Consider the following 17,205-nt stretch of genomic DNA (forward strand, 5'->3'; position numbering starts at 1 on the left):
TCGGCTGCAAAAATGCTTTCTATAAGCTTTATCCAAATTTATTTCATTCTTCGAGTTCAACTTCCGGAAGCTAGTCCAAAGGTTCTCTCTACAACAATAAAGCGATAACACCGTGCAAAAAATCACACTGCACCTCATTCAGTTTAATAATTTTCATTTATTAAACTGAATATCCACCGTCACATAAACAGCCTGACCTGTAACCACACTAGCTCATTCTTCAACCTGTGAGTATTGCGGACAGATTGAGCCATCAGTGCGGAGATTTGAGCCACTATTTGCGGGCAACTGAGCCATTAAGTGCGATGGTGAGAGCCACTCGTATTAATGTAGCTAATAATATAAACAACCACTGGAACTTCACTGGCTCCAATGGTTGTTTATATTATTATTTGAATCTCTTATCTCTCAATTCCTGATCAATAATCTCAATAGCCCAACGAACTAATTCATCCTGATCTATCAAATGCAGGAGGGTAATAGTTTTTCCTCTACAGCCTGCTGTACCTTATCAGGTAAATACATATGCAGAAAATATCTAGCTATACGGTTTTCAACTGCTGGCGGAATCATTTAAATACCCGCAATCCATGGCGTTCCCTCATCGAAACTTCACCATCAACTAGAATCTTATATGAATCATGGACGATTCTGTCAAGAATCGCATCTGCTATTTGTGCCTGTCCTAGTTTTGAATGCCATCCCTCCGGTGAAAACTGGGAACAGAAAATAGTAGAGGCTCTTTTGAGCCTTGCTTCAATAATCTCCAACACATGTAGTACATTCTCCTCTGAGAGCTCTGTTAGTAGCCACTCATCCAGGATTAATAAATCAATCTTTTTGTACTTCTGAATTAACTTACGGAAGCTGCCATCTGCTTCATACTTTGCTACAGCTAATTCATCCAGTAATTCCGGTAACCTTATATATTTCACTTTATAAAATTGGCGACAGGCATGTACCCCAAAGGCATTAGATATCCACGTTTTTCCGTTCCCGGATGCACCCATTAAAATGATGTTATGGTGATTTTGAATGTAATTTCCTGTTGCTAACTCTAGTATTTGATTCTTGTCTAGATTACGACCCGGATGATATTCGATATCTTCTATGGCTGCGGTTGGTTCGCTGAGTGTCGCCTGTTTAATTAGTCGTTCAAGTCGATTCGATTTACGTCTATCATATTCATAATCTACCAGGAGATTGAATCTATCATCAAAATCCATGTCCCTATAATCATTATTCTGCTTTTGCTGTTGATATAATTCCGCCATCGCACCCATTTTCATTTCTACTAGTTTACGTAAAGTTTCTTGGTTCATTATTTTGTATCCCTCCCAAAGTATTTAGCTCCACGGACAAATCCATAGTCGTCAGATGTAGTGCGAGGTCTGTTAATATCCGTTTTTTTAGTTTGTTTTTTCTTCTTATTTCTTTCTACTACACTTTTAAAGACAGAAACCGTTGGGTTTGTTGAAATTTCAAGTAAGGTTTCTGTTGCTTTCTCTATTTCTTCATTTGGGTATTTCTTAGCTATATTCCTCAGTGTGCTAAGGCTATTTAATGCTTTTTTCTCTACATTCATTTCTAAGATATGAGAGACAAATTGAGTCATAGATGGACCAATTGTTTCTGCCCACTTCCGGTTATTTTCTGGATTATGATCTAAATATAATCGGTGATTGTCAGGCATATGGTCTGGATTGGTCTCTAACTGGCCAATTTCACCATGTTGTCGTTTATGGGATGCAATCCGGACTTCTTTGAAGTAAACTTCAATTAAATCCGTGGTCAGTCGAACATCGACATTCTCTCGGACATAATCATATGGAACGGAATAATACATTCGATCAACTTGGATGTGGTAGTTCAGTTGAACTTTTGCTGTTTTCCATTCCGCAAGTTTATACCTTGTTTGAGGAAGCTGTTGAAGGTAGGATTTCTCTTCTTCCTCAAACACCTTTTTACGCGAACCTGGTCGCTTTTGAAATTCAGTGGCGTTGATTTCTTCTAACTTTTCAAAGATTTTCTGGTTTAAATCTTGAAGATGAAAACACTGATAGTTTCTTAGTGGAGCGATAATCTGCCTGGAAATATATCCAACAGTGCCTTCGACACTTGCTTTATCTTTTGGCCGTCGAACACGGCTTGGAACAATGACAGTACGGTAGTAATCTGCCATTTCACGATAGGCTTCATTTAGAAGAGGCTCTTCACGATGTGCTTTCGTAACCCCTGTTTTCAAATTATCGGGAACCATTGTTTCAGGAACTCCATCAAAATACTCCAATGCATGAATATGAGCGATAAGCCAATTAGCTGATTTCATATCTAAAAAGGCTTCAACATAACTGAACTGACTATAAGGTAAGGTCGCAATAAAAACATACGCCGGAAGCGTTTCTCCTGTTGAACGATCATTAATCTTCAGTGTAGTTCCAGCCCAATCTACTTCCATGACTTCACCTGGTTTTCTTCGAATAGGCATTGTCAATTTATACTTTTTCGCATATTTCCCATAGTTCTCACAAAAAGTACGATAGGCATAGGGGATCTTTCCACCTTCACGTGCCTCTGTCGAGTACTCGTGATGCAGTAGGGACAGGGTTACATTCTTCTTTTGTAGTTCCTTATGCACTCTTTCCCAATCAATTGGAAAGTACCCTTTCTCAACAGCCTGTTTCTCTGGGAAGAGAAACGCTTCTAGCCATGGATTGGTCATGGTGTCATTCAAGCTTTCTACACCCAGTTCTTTGGCACGTTGAACGACATCTGAAACTGTATTCCTTGAATGCCCAGTGCTTGAACTAATCGTTCTTTGACTGACTTCTTCAAAGTGAAGTGCCAAAATCTTACGGTAATTAACCATAAAAAAGCCTCCTGTATAATAATGTCATGCTTGCTGGCATGCAAGATAATTATACAGGAGGCCTTTCTCTATTCTATTTATAGTGGCAACGCATTCCGCAAAGGGTGGCTCTTTTCTCCGCAATGACTGGCTCAAAACTCCGCATAAGTGGCTCATTTCAACTGCAATAATCAACCTGGCTAATAACGAACAAAAAAAGCTGAAGATTAGCTGCCCAATCTTCAGCTTTTGCCCCCTTTACTTTAAGAAGAAGCAACGAAGTACCAATTTTTAATTAAAATCCCCACCAAATGAATGTGACGGTGGAGTTTTATCATTCGGGGAATAAACGAAATCAGAAAAACTATCTAACACTCCTCGAAGAAAAATAACACTGAATATTCCTCACCTTGCTTTTCAATTACTATGTCTCCACCTCCAATTGATAAGTGTTCATACTCGTTTGGCAAGTGGATGAGCGATGGATTGTGAGAAACGTTCGGTATAAAGGTTCCTGCTTGTATTTTTGAAACTATTTCAAATCTATCTGATTTGTTAGTCTTGAAATCTATGTTTAATACAATCTCATTGATGGGAATGAGAAATAACAATAATATTGTAATCGCATGTATCCCAACTCCCTTGTTCTGTTAACCTGCCCCATTAATTGAATAAGGCAGTAGCCGGATTAATCAGCTGATTTTCAGTTATTTCACCCTTTTGTAGTAGAATAAGGCGGTAATCAACCTTCGAATTGTATAGTAACAAAAACAATTAATACAAATTGGAACTAGATAATACTTTTTATTTCCACATACTTTATCCGAAATCTATGTTATTGTAGTTAAAACATAGATTTTATGGGACCTTAGAGACTTTTCTTAGTCAACCTCCCTCTAGAAGGGAGAAAATATATATGTCCTCAACCCATATAGAAGCAATGTTGAAATCCTTAACTGATTATAAAGAAAGTAAAATCTCCTTAACGTTTACCAATGATCATAAAATAGATGTATGTTCAGTATGCTATCTAAATAACGGTTTTGAAGTTACTTATTTAATAAATCAGACCTTAGAAACACACAAAGACATTGAATCGACTATCTCAGCTATTGAACATTCAATAAAACTTAGCCTTCCACAATCCTCTTCTCAGTAAGAGGATTGTTTTTTTATATACGCATTTTGTGGCTGCTCTTTATTAAGTATGATAACTTAATTTTTAAACAAAGTTGCCTCTATACTTGAACAAAGTGCCGCTGCTTGTTCAGCAAACCACTAACTTTGATTGCAACCTTTTTGTTATAAGCGATTTTCCTCCGAACCATTTGTTAAAATAGGGCAAAAACTATAATACACAATTATAATCAGTTAAAAAATACATTATTAACCTTAAAAAGGGCATTTTATAAATAAATGAATCCTGGAGGTAATTTTTTTATGAATACCGAACATAATATTCGTCTTACTTCTGCTGAGATTGCTCAGCTTTGGACTGGTTATATGAATAATAGTATGTCAAAGTGTGAATTGATATATTTTAAAGAAAAGACTCAAGATGAGGAAATAAGAACAGTAATAGATTTGGCCATTTCCATAACAGAAAAGGTGTTACAGAATATTACAGAAATCTATGTAAAAGACAATCATCCCATTCCCGTTGCTTTTAATGAGAATGAAGATGTTAACATTAATGCACCTGCATTATATTCTGACACCTTTTGTTTAGTTTTTGTCCATAATATGGCAAGACACGGATTGACTGCATATGGTGCTGCTTTAGCTGGGAGTACACGCTCCGATGTTTCAAAACTTTTTTCAAGGGCCATTGACCTTACAAAGGAATTATATGATAAATCCTTGAACGTCTCATTGGAAAAAGGATTGTACAGTAGAGCTGCTTATATACCAATTCCAGAAAAAGTTGAATTTATTGAGAAGAAAGGATATCTAACAGGTTGGTTTGGAGAACGTCGCCCAATCAACTCTATAGAAATTATGCACTTTTATGAAAATATGCAAAGAAATGGTGTTGGTAAAACATTACTCTTAGGCTTTGCTCAAGTTGCGGGATTAAAAGAGGTTCAAAATTATATGGTTAAAGGAGCAAATGTTGCTAGTAAAGTTGTGGAGGTTCTTGCACATATTCTTGCTGAAGAAAATATTTCTGAATCGCCCACCTATGATTCAGATGTTCTTAAATCTACAACTTCACCTTTTTCAGATAAGTTAATGATGTTTCAAGTAACAATGCTCACCGGTATGTCTCTTGGCTATTATGGAACTGCCATTGGTACGGTTGCCAGACGAGATTTAGGTTCTAAGTTTATACGCCTGATCCTGGAAGCCGTTCAATATGCTGAAGACGGAGCGACCATAATGATTGAACACGGTTGGATGGAAAAACCCCCTGCCTCAATTGATGAAGCTGAAATAGCAAAAACCAAAAGAAAATAGGAGGGATCAGGAATGGATAAAAATGCGATTGAGAAATCATCATGGTCCATTGCTTTTCCTGGTTTTGGACAACTATTAAATCAGAAGTATGTAAAAGATACTCTTCATCTTCATTGAGTTTATTGTAAATACAATACAATCTCATTTTAATGAAGCGATCATTTCTAGCTTTCACGGCAATATTGATACTTCTATTGAACAAATCGATTTGCAATGGTTAATGTTTTATCCCTGTTTGTATTTTTTTTTCGATGTGGGATGCTGTATAGGATGCAAATGGGGGAGAAGAAAAATCCCCCTTTATATTTCTGCCTTTTGTTTTAGCAGCATATTTTGTCACGCTTGGTTTAATTTATTCCACCGATATTAAAATTTTCGGTAAATTTATAGGCTTGTCCCCGTCACTTTAAGTACATAATTTCACATACCTCATAAAAGATTGGCTACTAATTCTTCATAAAATGTGATTTTATTTAAGAAAGGGTCAACAACTGTAAATTCAATAGTATCCCAAGGTGTTTTTTCTATAGCTGGATTAGAGTAGGGATATTCCTTTTTGGATAAAGAAGAATGAAAATTTTTCAAATCATTTATTTTTATTCGAATTGCACCACCTGGAGAAGAGTCGCCATGATGTTCGGATAGATGTAAAACTGCATCATTTAAAGAAACTTGAATATACAAAGGCATATTTTCTTTATATTGATGTTTCCAATCAATTTTAAAGCCTAAGTATTTAATGTAAAATGAGATAGTTTTCTCCATATCAAAAATTCGAAAGATGGGTGTAATCATTAAAAACAGCACTCCTGTACACATTTGTATTAGAGATTCCATAATTAAATCTCGTAAAGGTAAACAAATATTCTAATTAGATATTAGACATCTTATTAGCAAATTCCTTCTTCGATTAACCACTGCCATCTAGTGGAATATCCATTATTTACAATTGTATTACACAAATTTCACTAAAGGCTCATATCTGCAAGAACAGGATGTGAATTGACAAGTCATTTAAAACCCTAATTAGTATCTCATTTTTTAGCCGTACAAAAATATTGTACCCTTGTTAGTTAAGGTGATATTTGATGTGCTAATTCACATCAAATTCGAATGAGAACTTTGTTATAATAACAAATAAAGCAGGTCTAATTCATATACGAATTAGACCGCTATTGATAAGGCTATTTGCTAGTTTCTCTCTCTGAACGGAAAACCTTATTAGATTTTCCAAAGCGATAGAGCAACGCAACATTTTTATAAACGTCGCGACTTTATTCAAAACATCGCATCTTTTCTTATAAACATCGAGACAATATTTCAAAGACACATTTGTTCCATCAGATGCTTGATCCAGATTAAGGAGTTCTCAAAATGACAAGGGGTTACAAACTCTAAATCCCCTTAAAACTGAAAAAAGACTAATCAACTGACGAGTCTTCTTTGCTATCATAGGCCTGTCAATACCAGAAAGGTTGTTTATCTCCTTTTTTGCTCTAAGACAATACTAGAAGAATTCTGAATAAATGTGTGGATTAACAGAAAGGAGATTTTCAACTTAACTTTGGTCGCTTCTTAAAAAATCAGAGTGACGGATTGTTATGTTTTTGTTTTTATCATCTATTGTAATTACACAGTCCCATGTAGGTTTAATTTGGAGCAGGCCTTTTTCGTCAACCCATAATACAGCACTTAATTCGATTGTACCCTCCATAATAACCATTTTATTTATTGAATTATCTACTACTGCAAATAAGTTATCATCTAGTGCTATAGACCACTCACAAAATTCAACCTTTTTCAAAATAATCCTCCTTTTTTACTTACTAATCACATTCCCATACCGTTCAAGACTTGCTTGTCTAGTAGGATTTCCTATTTTCCAAGCTTTTTTATTGCCATTATTCCCTAAATGACCAGAATTATCTTTTGTAATTGTCCATTTTTCCATTGGTAAAAGTATCGTTAGTCTTAGTGGCTGGAGTTTTCAAAATTTTGTGTTTAACCTTTGCTAAGTCAACTTTCATTTTTGATTTCTTTAAACTGTTTGGAATAGTATCAGAAGCTTTTTCGGCAGCTTTTTACTAAGATATCCACTTACTTGATGATAAAGACATGAACCTGCTGCAATTGTAGCACCGCCAATTAAAAAGCCCCACTGCCAAGTGAGATAAACATCTATAGTAGCTAGTACTTTTTTTCTGTATCTTTAAAGATAGCCATAAATCAAAAATGCAGAGATAGAATGATAGACACCGTACAAGAAAAGAACGAAAGGAAAATGCATCGGAAATAAACCTAAAAGTAATGACCAGCAGCTTAACCAAGAGAATGGTTTCATTTCAATCAACTCTCACATGATTACCTATTCTGCCCAATATTTACAGGCGCCACTATTCTTGGAACAGTGGGCTGAGCTTCCATTCTTGCTCCCTTTACTTGCATAAACAACGGACGATTGTTCGACTATTCATATGCATATCTTTCAATCTATATCTTGGATGGGGTGTTATTCACCACTTTTCCTCTTCCATTTGTATGGTATTTCAGACCAATGAAAAAATAAATCAAATAAGAAAAAGAATAATGTCATTCCAATATTATCAACCCATCTAACCTGTTTGTTAAAGATTAGTTGCCATATAGTCAATAGTACGAAGAACATTATAGATTTAGTGATACTCTTTCTAAGCACCTAAAGCCTCCGTTCCTTTATGTACTTTTTTTAATAAACATACCCCCTCATCTTTATTTTTTGCATAAATGCTGTTTTCACTATAACCAGCACTAACGATAATCCACCGAAAATTCGTTAAGTTGGAAACGATTTATAATTGGAAATCCCCATTCTCCATTATCAAGACTTCCGTTCCACTTTCATTAATGCCCACTACTTTCATATCTTCGCTACCAAAGGTCACATTGACCAACAAAAGTGAAGTATTCACACCCGCTGCCTTCAGCTCTTCCTCAGTTTGGTCCATGCCATTTTGAAGATTGGAGGGGGGATGCATTTCCGATTCCAATATGACAGGCTGTATTTTCATCAAACAAGGTATTGTAAAAAAGAGTATCTGCCTGAGCAAGGGGAGATTGATTAGAGACCAAGGCAATTTCACCTAGATAATGTGAACCTTCGTCTGTTTCGATGAGGTTTTGCAACACTTCTTGTCCCATTTCGGCATAATAGTCGGTAATCCGTCCATCTTTAAAAATCAGATAAAAATCATCAATGACACTTCCCCCATAGATAAGCGGTTTAGTACCTGCCAATTTGCCATTCACCTTGTTTTTATGTGGGGCCGTGAATATTTCTTCCGTAGGAATGTTCGGAAAGAAAGGCAGTCCATGTTCATCTACCACACCCCCACCGATATAGAGATGATCTTTGGGTAGACCAACTGATAAATCAGTACCACGGCTATTTGAGAAATGCAGGGATTCGAACTGGCTCTCGTTTAGAATTTTTTTCCGGGATTCGAAAGCTTTATTGTGGCTTTCCCAATCTTTTATAGGATTTTCCCCATCTGCCCGAGATCCTTTTAAAATCAATTTCCATAATGATTGTATGGCTTCTTCTTTACTTTGGTTTGGAAATACCTTAGTTGCCCAGGCAGCGTACGGGACAGTTAGAAGACACCAACGTACCTTGTGGGATTTAATTTTCGCATGATACTCACTCAATTTGGTACGAGAAGCTTTCTGGAAACGGCTTATCCTGTCTGTAGAAACATCCGTAAAAACATCTACGTTTTCAGAAATAATATGGATGTAAGCAGCACCTGCCTTGTCCCACTCCTTGAAACGGGCAGCCTGCCAATCAGGAAAGTCATCGATGACACGATCTGCTGCATGTAAGTAAAATTCTTTGGTAGATTGTTCATCTGACCAATCTATAAATACATTTGAAGCTCCTGCCTCGTAGGCTGCCGTTTGGATTAAACGTGCAAACGCAGCATTTTGTATATCACTATGAATAATCAACAATTGATTCTTTTGCAGATTTACACCAGCTCGGACAGCAAGTTCTGCATACTTTTTTAACTGTGCTTCACTTATAAATTCATATATTCCGTTACTCATTTACTATCTCCCCTGTGATGTTCTTGTCTAATTTTACTACAGAACCCTGACCTGCTTAAACTGACCTTCCCCATGGAGTGTTGGTGAAAGGTACCTGACTTTTCACTGTGCTCGTCTTCGTTCCATTCATTATGATCACTTTGTGCATCAATAGTAAGGTATGCTGCCAATACATTTGTTTCTAAAAGTGTTTTAACCTTTTCTTCTATTACAACTTCAGGCAATTCCTGAAACTTTCCAATAGTCCATAGCACCTTTATTGACACTTGAATAATTAGTCGAATACCAATATATGTTAGTTTCGAATGATTCCATTAACCTCCCTATACTTGAACAAAAGGCGCTGCCACTTCAGCAGACGCCTCAATAGATAGAAGAAGTTTCGCAGAAGAAGGATATTGGACACTTCATCCAAGATAAATAACGCGTATTTTTTCGATAAGGCATGTATCAATGGTTACCGCCCAACGTTTAAAAGTAAAATCGTTTCTCTTTCTTCTAACAACTCGCCTGTGTTGAAAAATCCAAGTGACTCATAGAATCGAAGGGCCGAATAATTATCTGGTTCTGTTGATAGACCAATATAATGACAATCAGCATTCTCTTTCAGCATATTTATGACTTGCAGCATTGCCTCTTTCCCGTATCCTTTTCTTTGGTAAGAAACATCTATCATAAACCTGGGAATCCAATGCTTCCTCTCTTCCATCTCGTCCGGATCATATTCCGTCATCACAAAACCTATAACTTCATCATCCAAATGGATGGCATACGGTGTAAAATTGAAATTCACCTTAGACTCTGCAATAGAGTAAACATTGGGAGCGATATGATCAACTTGATCCTCCGCTAACTTTAAGTTTAGGCACTGATACAAATTTTTCACAGTTAATTCCTGAATGGATATTTCAGCCATAAACATTCTCCTCTAGATAAGATTTACTACTATACCTCCGAATACTCAAATACCATAACGGGTTCCTTCAGAGGTGCAAAACAGAAAAACTCCAGAACATCACTAGCTAAATCTTAGTGACACAACTATTTGATGACTATAAACTACGTTTGCAAAGAATTCTAATGACACAACGACACGAACTGAGCTAAACAACTAAGAGCCATTAAGCAGACCTATGTACCAAAAATTTGACACTGCTATACCCAGTAAAATGATGGATGGTTATTTCCATGGGTCTAGCAAGTGTTTTAAGTTCATCCACTTCACTCCTTACACCCATTTTCAATCCTTTTCTTAAAGGCTCTCTTGGTAAACTTTGTTGCTAGTCAATGAATGCCACATACGATTTGGTCATTCAGCGGATCCTCCCCCTGTAAGCAGGAAAGAAAAGAGCTGCTCTCCCTTTTTCCAAGGGGAAATCCATGGTATACAGAGGAACAACCCAGCTTGCGGGATTTTTCCGATAGCAGCAATTAATGCGAAAACAGCGTTCTTAAAAAACAAATAAAAAAATCTCGTCCCCAAGACATCTGTCTTGGGGACGAGGTTATTATCGCGGTGCCACCCCATTTTATTAATATGTCACCATATTAACCTTATTGGGTACGGCAAATATATCCTTTGCTTATACCCTTCCTCTATAACGGGAGTACCCGTCACACTATCCCTTAGTATAGTTCCAATGTGATGCTCCGAGGCTTGCTTCAGTAAATAAATCATTACTCCTTTTCACCAACCGGAGCTCTCTGAGAATGATTAGCTTACCTACTCTTCTCTTCATCGCACGTTAATATTATTTAACATTATCCACTATTCAATCAATTTTGTAAATAATTTAGTTGACATTATTGTAAGATAAATACATTTTTCTAATTTTTTTAACAATAAGGTGGCAATTCCTACTAATGCAAGTATAAATAAGGTTACAGCCGCGGCTTACGTTTATAACCGGGTGTTTCCGGGCTAATCATACGGTTTTAACTTCGATTTGCTTTTATATCAGGGGGATTCTCTCTTATTCACATGGTTTTAGCTCCCGTTCCCTTTTATAACCGGGGGTTTTCGGGCTAATCACATGGTTATAGCCACGATTCCCTTTTATAACCGGGTGTTTCCGGGCTAATCACATGGTTTTAACTTCGATTCGCTTTTATATCAGGGGGATTCTCTCTTATTCACATGGTTTTAGCTCCCGTTCCCTTTTATAACCGGGGGTTTCCGGGCTATTCACATGGTTTTAATTTCGATTCGCTTTTATATCAGGGCGTTTCTCACTTATTCACATGGTTTTAGCCACGATTCCCTTTTATAACCGGGTGTTTCCGGGCTAATCATACGGTTTTAACTTCGATTTGCTTTTATACCAGGGCGTTTCTCACTTATTCACATGGTTTTAGCCACGATTCCCTTTTATAACCGGGTGTTTCCGGGCTATTCACATGGTTTTAGCCGCGATTTCCTTTTATAACCGTGTGTTTTCGGGCTAATCATACGGTTTTAACTTCGATTTGCTTTTATACCAGGGCGTTTCTCACTTATTCACATGGTTTTAGCCACGATTCCCTTTTATAACCGGGTGTTTCCGGGCTAATCATACGGTTTTAACTTCGATTTGCTTTTATATCAGGGGGATTCTCTCTTATTCACATGGTTTTAGCTCCCGTTCCCTTTTATAACCGGGTGTTTTCGGGCTAATCATACGGTTTTAACTTCGATTTGCTTTTATACCAGGGCGTTTCTCACTTATTCACATGGTTTTAGCCACGATTCCCTTTTATAACCGGGTGTTTCCGGGCTAATCATACGGTTTTAACTTCGATTTGCTTTTATATCAGGGGGATTCTCTCTTATTCACATGGTTTTAGCTCCCGTTCCCTTTTATAACCGGGTGTTTCCGGCCTAATCATACGGTTTTAACTTCGATTCGCTTTTATATCAGGGGGATTCTCTCTTATTCACATGGTTTTAGCCACGATTCCCTTTTATAACCGGGTGTTTCCGGGCTAATCATACGGTTTTAACTTCGATTTGCTTTTATACCAGGGCGTTTCTCACTTATTCACATGGTTTTAGCCACGATTCCCTTTTATAACCGGGTGTTTCCGGGCTATTCACATGGTTTTAGCCTCAATTCCCTTTTATAACCGTGTGTTTCCGGGCTAATCACATGGTTTTAACTTCGATTCCCTTTTATAACCGGGTGTTTCCGGGCTATTCACATGGTTTTAGCTCCCGTTCCCTTTTATAACCGGGTGTTTCCGGGCTAATCATACGGTTTTAACTTCGATTTGCTTTTATATCAGGGGGATTCTCTCTTATTCACCTGGTTTTAGCCGCGATTCCCTTTTATAACCGGGTGTTTCCGGGCTATTCACATGGTTTTAGCCTCAATTTCCTTTTATAACCGGGTGTTTCCGGGCTAATCATACGGTTTTAACTTCGATTTGCTTTTATATCAGGGGGATTCTCTCTTATTCACATGGTTTTAGCCACGATTCCCTTTTATAACCGTGTGTTTTCGGGCTAATCACATGGTTATAAAAGCAGCGCCCCTAGTCATTGAACTTCCATTAAGAGTCATTGAGATTTATCGCTCCTTCTCTCTATATAATCACTAGTTGGTTATTTCTTTCCTTTAAGACGAAAACCGTTTCCAATTTCCTTCGGAGATAACCTCGACCGCTCCATCGATCACTTTGATGGCGGTTTGATCATCAATTGCATATGCTGGTCCCTGTATATCGGATGCCCATTTCTCTGCGGCAGCCAGCGTGTTATGAGGCAGCATCTCGTGATCCAGGTGAGGGAAAATTGAAAAATCGACCAATCCGAGCGTGTTATCCCTGCCGTCCGGTGATGGCCAGCCAACGAAGAATTCACCAATGGCAGGTGCCATCACCATGCTCCCTGCACTCATTCCCACATAGACTGCCTTTAGAGACGGCAACAGGTCTGCCAGCCCGGATTTCCTCATCCAGTGGTACAGGTAGAGGGCATCACCTCCGGCTGCCAGCAGGACGTCTGTCTCACGGACCAGCGGCACCCATCGGTCTTCACCAATACTTGGAAGCGCTGTCAGCTCCAACACGCCGACGGACTTCCATCCCAGGTCGACCATCGGATTCTCGGATTTGCCGCTGGTGAACTCCCAGGCTTTGACGCCGGGGCCGACCCAGGGGTGTCCGTACATCGCAGTTGGGATGCACAAAGCGGTGGAATCGGCAATTGGCTTGTCCAGCATGTCAATCAATGCGTTGTATATGCTTTTATTATTGATGCCTGCAGATGTGAGCAGTAACTTCATCACTTCAACTCCCTATGATTGTGTGGTATTGTAAAAATTTTATAATCTCTAAGACAGCAGCCTGGTGATATGAACCCCTTACTTCCGTTTACTTAACGTTCCTTCACCGATTTACCTTTTGTTTCTCATCGGCGAAGGAATAACATAAGATTATGCTTTTCTTTTGCCTTCTTCAAAAATCAATAAACGAAGCGACAAAATTCCATAGAGCATGCGCAATGATTGGAATCCAAATCGTATTAAAGCGCAAGGCCAATATACCTAATCCTAAACCCATCCAAAAAAACTCAAATGGGTGATCATGAAGGAGCCCAAATAGGACGGAAGACACAAGCAGCATAATGGATTTGAATTTTCGATCAGGGACTAATAATAATAGCCCTCTATAAAGAAATTCTTCTTGTATAGGAACCAATAAGACAACAATCAGTAGTAATTGTATATAATCACTGGAACTTAACGGAAATAGTCGAAATTCAGCAACATGATTAAATCCAGAGATCATTTGCATAATGATATAGAATGCGAATAGGGTGGCGGTAATCCATATATAGCTTTCTTTCGATTTCACTAAATCAACAGCGAAGATAGATTGGTATTTTTTCCTGAACACGAAAAGCAGCAACAGTAAAAAGAAAATCACTGCTAATCGGTTTTGAACTTTATGCAAGCCTGTAAACTCCGGCAAACCATCTTCAATGAAAAGGAACTGAGGGATGACGACATTTTCTAATAGAAAGGCGATAATAAAAATTACGATGAATTGAAAAGATTTCACTAGAATATTTTTCAATTCGGTTTTTGAATGTTTTACTGGCATAGGGGATCTTTTCATAAATTTTTACCTGAAGAATGGATTTTAAAGGTATTCTGGAGTCTTACAGGGAAGTCATCAACATTTCACTCACTCCCATTTTATCATCAAATTCCGACGATTAGTTTTAAATGTTGTCTTTTCTTGATGTTCATTAAAACCTCTCACAAAAAAAGACAATAACCAAAGACCATTAGAACGGTTCTCCAGTTATTGCCCTTATTTCGGCGCCATGGCTACAGCAGCCGTTTCTGTTTCTCCGACAACTTTCCGCATTCATTGAGCAGGCCTTCATAAACCTTTTGGTCCGTCGGATTGAAATCGATGTCCTTATAGACGATCTCCCCATTTTTATCGACTAAAAAACAGGAGCGGACCGCCACTTCGTCTTTTTCATTAAAAACACCATACGTTTTCACCGTCTCTTTATGCCAATCTGACAACAACGGATATGGCAGGGTTCCGAGGCTTGCTTCAAAAACATTGTGCGAATAAATATGGTCGACACCTATCGCCAGAATCTCTGTATCTGTTTTCTTGAATTCTTCATAATCCCCTTTCCAAGAGGATAATTCCGTAATTCAGCCAGGTGTGAAATTCAATGGGTAAAAAGCGAGAAGGACGTTTTTCTTCCCTTGGTAGTCCGATAGCGAAATCTTTTCTTTCCTGGTAGATGAGAGATGAAAATCGGGGGCTTTGTCACCAATTTTAAGTTCCATAGCATTTCCCTCCAATCCTTGAAAATTCTGAACAACATGCAAAGATTGTCCTCTCAATCTCTCTTCCCTTTAGGCAGAGCCTGAAACGTTTAGATGCGCTCGCTGCCTCTATTTACCCTTCTACTCCAGCGTCTGCACTCCAACTCCCTTGTGCCTTTCTGATAAAGATAATTTGTCCAGTATGGTAGGCAGTATGAACGGTCAGATGAGCAAGTGCAGGGGCATGGTCATCCACTTCTTTGTCGGTTGCTTGACTAACACATTCTTTCCATTCTTCTGTATTATTGGTTATCCTTTCGACTGCATCTACCCACTGTAAGCCCTTTGCATTCTGAAACGTATTCTCCTCACGCTGCTCATTAGGTATATTCTTAAAACGATTCAGGTGACGCTCATTATAAAAGATTAAGTGATTGACAATCTCAAAAATGGAGTTCGTGCTGTCAGTAGGTTTCCAATTCGCCTGTTCCTCTGTAAGATCGGCAATAGCGTTTACCAGTGATACAAACCAGCTATTCTCAAGACAAGTATCAAATTGCGTTAAAAAAACATCTTTTGTTTCCATGATCATCCTCCTGTTTTTCACTCATTATGTAACTATTCAACAGAAATCAGCTGACCCCTTTATTTTTACAGTCTTTCAAAGGGAACCCCTGAAGAGGTGCTGGCGGCGGATGTCCTCTCCAGGGTTATCTGATGACATTTTTATAAGCAAGCTTTTGCCTTCATCAAAGGCTTTTCTCAAGCAGTAACGAACCAGTAAAAAACAAAAAAAATAAGCAGATAAGCAATTCAATTTGCTTACCTGCTTTTTTAGTTGACCTTACGAGGACATATAGCCCCCGCCATTCACATGAATGAACTGCCCTGTCATATAGGCTGACCCTTCGGAAGCAAGCAGGATGTAAGGCTCAACCAAGTCTGCCGGCTGACCTGGACGCCCAAGCGGTGTAGATACCCCGAATGATTCCTGTTTCTCCTTCGGCATTGTGGCCGGAATGAGCGGTGTCCAGATTGGTCCAGGTGCCACACCGTTAACACGGATTGCTTTCGGAGCAAGCTCTTGAGCAATCGAACGGGTAAATGACACAATCGCACCTTTGGTGGATGTATAGTCAATCAGCGCCTTATTCCCGACATAGGCATTGATGGATGCCGTATAGATTACGCTGTCACCTTCAGATAAATGCGGGATTGCTGCTTTCGTGAGATGCACCATTGAGAAAAAGTTAACGTCAAACGTGCGCTTCAACTGATCCGAACTGATATCCAGCACACTTTGCTTTACTTCCTGACGCGCTGCATTATTAACCAGGATATTCAGTTTTCCATGCTGCTCGATCACTTCTTCTACCACTTTAAAGCAAAAATCTTCGTCTGCAATATCCCCGGCATGCAGTGTACATTTGACCCCTTCCTGCTCGATCCGTTTCTTCGTATTTTCGGCATCTTCATGCTCGTCCAGGTACGCGATGGCAATAGCTGCACCTTCTTTGGCATACCCAATCGCAACAGCTTTACCAATGCCGCTGTCGCCGCCAGTAATCAAAGCCACTTTTCCTTTCAATTTCCCAGAACCAACATGGCTCTCTAATTCATATACCGGAACGGGATCCATTTCCTTTTCTACTCCCGGCTGCTCGGATTGTGTTTGAGGAGTAACCCCGTCTGATAATAATGTCTGTTTGTCTAATTCACTCAATCATGACGCCTCCTAACATTTTATGAAAATACTAATGTTCCATAGGTTAAATTCCTTTTTTCTCTTTGGATTAAACCTAATTTTGAAAAAGGGAAGGAGAACTCGTCCTTAGTTTTAGCTACCTACCGCAAACAGTAGCATAATGTAATTTTCCTATTCAACAAGCCAGACATGTGGCAGCTTCATGCGTTTATCGAGGGTATAGTTAACATAATATTATTATATTAATCTTTAACCTTTTAAACTGTGTAATCAGGAATCTCCTCTTCTTTCATAACCCTCTTGATCACAGCCAATCAGTATCTCACCCTGTTCGTCTA

14 protein-coding genes, 1 pseudogene and 1 other annotated feature are annotated in these 17,205 nt (G+C 38.5%); of the genes and pseudogenes, 2 read left to right on the top strand and 13 right to left on the bottom strand.

Features of this window, described 5'->3' with window-relative positions; genetic code table 11:
* Window positions 1-569: 569 nt before the first annotated feature.
* Entirely contained in the window at window positions 570-1,325 is a 756-nt protein-coding gene (gene istB, locus AC4E8A_RS12040) for an IS21-like element helper ATPase IstB (RefSeq protein WP_490198756.1), read from the bottom strand.
* A complete protein-coding gene (gene istA, locus AC4E8A_RS12045) occupies window positions 1,322-2,869 on the bottom strand; it encodes an IS21 family transposase (protein WP_490193399.1) in 1,548 nt (515 codons plus the stop codon). Before istA ends, istB begins: the two co-directional genes overlap by 4 nt.
* Before the next feature lie 1,419 nt (window positions 2,870-4,288).
* Here istA and AC4E8A_RS12050 point away from each other — a divergent pair.
* Window positions 4,289-5,305 (top strand): DUF3231 family protein, encoded by a 1,017-nt coding sequence (locus tag AC4E8A_RS12050; RefSeq protein WP_490193400.1) that lies wholly within the window; start codon window positions 4,289-4,291, stop codon window positions 5,303-5,305.
* A gap of 12 nt (window positions 5,306-5,317) precedes the next feature.
* Window positions 5,318-5,697 (top strand): annotated as a pseudogene (locus tag AC4E8A_RS12055) (hypothetical protein); the annotation flags it as partial.
* 37 nt (window positions 5,698-5,734) lie between these two features.
* On the opposite strand, the gene AC4E8A_RS12060 reads toward AC4E8A_RS12055, so the two are convergent.
* The 11 genes from AC4E8A_RS12060 to AC4E8A_RS12110 form a co-directional block, all read right to left on the bottom strand.
* Window positions 5,735-6,124 (bottom strand): glyoxalase superfamily protein, encoded by a 390-nt coding sequence (locus AC4E8A_RS12060; RefSeq protein WP_490198855.1) that lies wholly within the window; start codon window positions 6,122-6,124, stop codon window positions 5,735-5,737.
* A gap of 739 nt (window positions 6,125-6,863) precedes the next feature.
* Complete coding sequence (locus tag AC4E8A_RS12065; RefSeq protein WP_490193401.1) at window positions 6,864-7,109, bottom strand: hypothetical protein; 246 nt, start codon at window positions 7,107-7,109, stop codon at window positions 6,864-6,866.
* Between the two features lie 1,024 nt (window positions 7,110-8,133).
* Window positions 8,134-8,352, bottom strand: a complete 219-nt coding sequence (locus AC4E8A_RS12070) for an aminopeptidase (RefSeq protein WP_490193402.1) — start codon at window positions 8,350-8,352, stop codon at window positions 8,134-8,136.
* Window positions 8,276-9,388 (bottom strand): aminopeptidase, encoded by a 1,113-nt coding sequence (locus AC4E8A_RS12075; RefSeq protein WP_490193403.1) that lies wholly within the window; start codon window positions 9,386-9,388, stop codon window positions 8,276-8,278. The genes AC4E8A_RS12070 and AC4E8A_RS12075 overlap by 77 nt, the downstream gene beginning before the upstream one ends.
* Complete coding sequence (locus AC4E8A_RS12080; protein WP_490193404.1) at window positions 9,385-9,642, bottom strand: hypothetical protein; 258 nt, start codon at window positions 9,640-9,642, stop codon at window positions 9,385-9,387. The genes AC4E8A_RS12075 and AC4E8A_RS12080 overlap by 4 nt, the downstream gene beginning before the upstream one ends.
* Window positions 9,643-9,845: 203 nt before the next feature.
* Window positions 9,846-10,304: a GNAT family N-acetyltransferase gene (locus AC4E8A_RS12085; protein WP_490193405.1), complete on the bottom strand. Its 459-nt coding sequence runs from the start codon at window positions 10,302-10,304 to the stop codon at window positions 9,846-9,848.
* A 576-nt stretch (window positions 10,305-10,880) separates the two neighbouring features.
* Window positions 10,881-11,136 (bottom strand) — a binding site (T-box leader).
* Window positions 11,137-12,981: 1,845 nt separating this feature from the next.
* Window positions 12,982-13,650 carry a Type 1 glutamine amidotransferase-like domain-containing protein gene (locus AC4E8A_RS12090; protein WP_490193406.1) on the bottom strand — a complete coding sequence of 223 codons (669 nt, stop codon included), beginning with the start codon at window positions 13,648-13,650 and terminating at the stop codon, window positions 12,982-12,984.
* 172 nt (window positions 13,651-13,822) lie between these two features.
* Entirely contained in the window at window positions 13,823-14,470 is a 648-nt protein-coding gene (locus AC4E8A_RS12095) for a CPBP family intramembrane glutamic endopeptidase (RefSeq protein WP_490193407.1), read from the bottom strand.
* Window positions 14,471-14,700: 230 nt separating this feature from the next.
* Entirely contained in the window at window positions 14,701-15,183 is a 483-nt protein-coding gene (locus tag AC4E8A_RS12100) for a redoxin domain-containing protein (RefSeq protein ID WP_490193408.1), read from the bottom strand.
* Window positions 15,184-15,295: 112 nt separating this feature from the next.
* Window positions 15,296-15,748, bottom strand: a complete 453-nt coding sequence (locus AC4E8A_RS12105) for a DinB family protein (RefSeq protein ID WP_490193409.1) — start codon at window positions 15,746-15,748, stop codon at window positions 15,296-15,298.
* 258 nt (window positions 15,749-16,006) lie between these two features.
* Window positions 16,007-16,885 carry an SDR family oxidoreductase gene (locus AC4E8A_RS12110; protein ID WP_490193410.1) on the bottom strand — a complete coding sequence of 293 codons (879 nt, stop codon included), beginning with the start codon at window positions 16,883-16,885 and terminating at the stop codon, window positions 16,007-16,009.
* Window positions 16,886-17,205: the final 320 nt, after the last annotated feature.

The sequence above is a fragment of the Bacillus sp. SRL337 genome, from assembly GCF_984799155.1.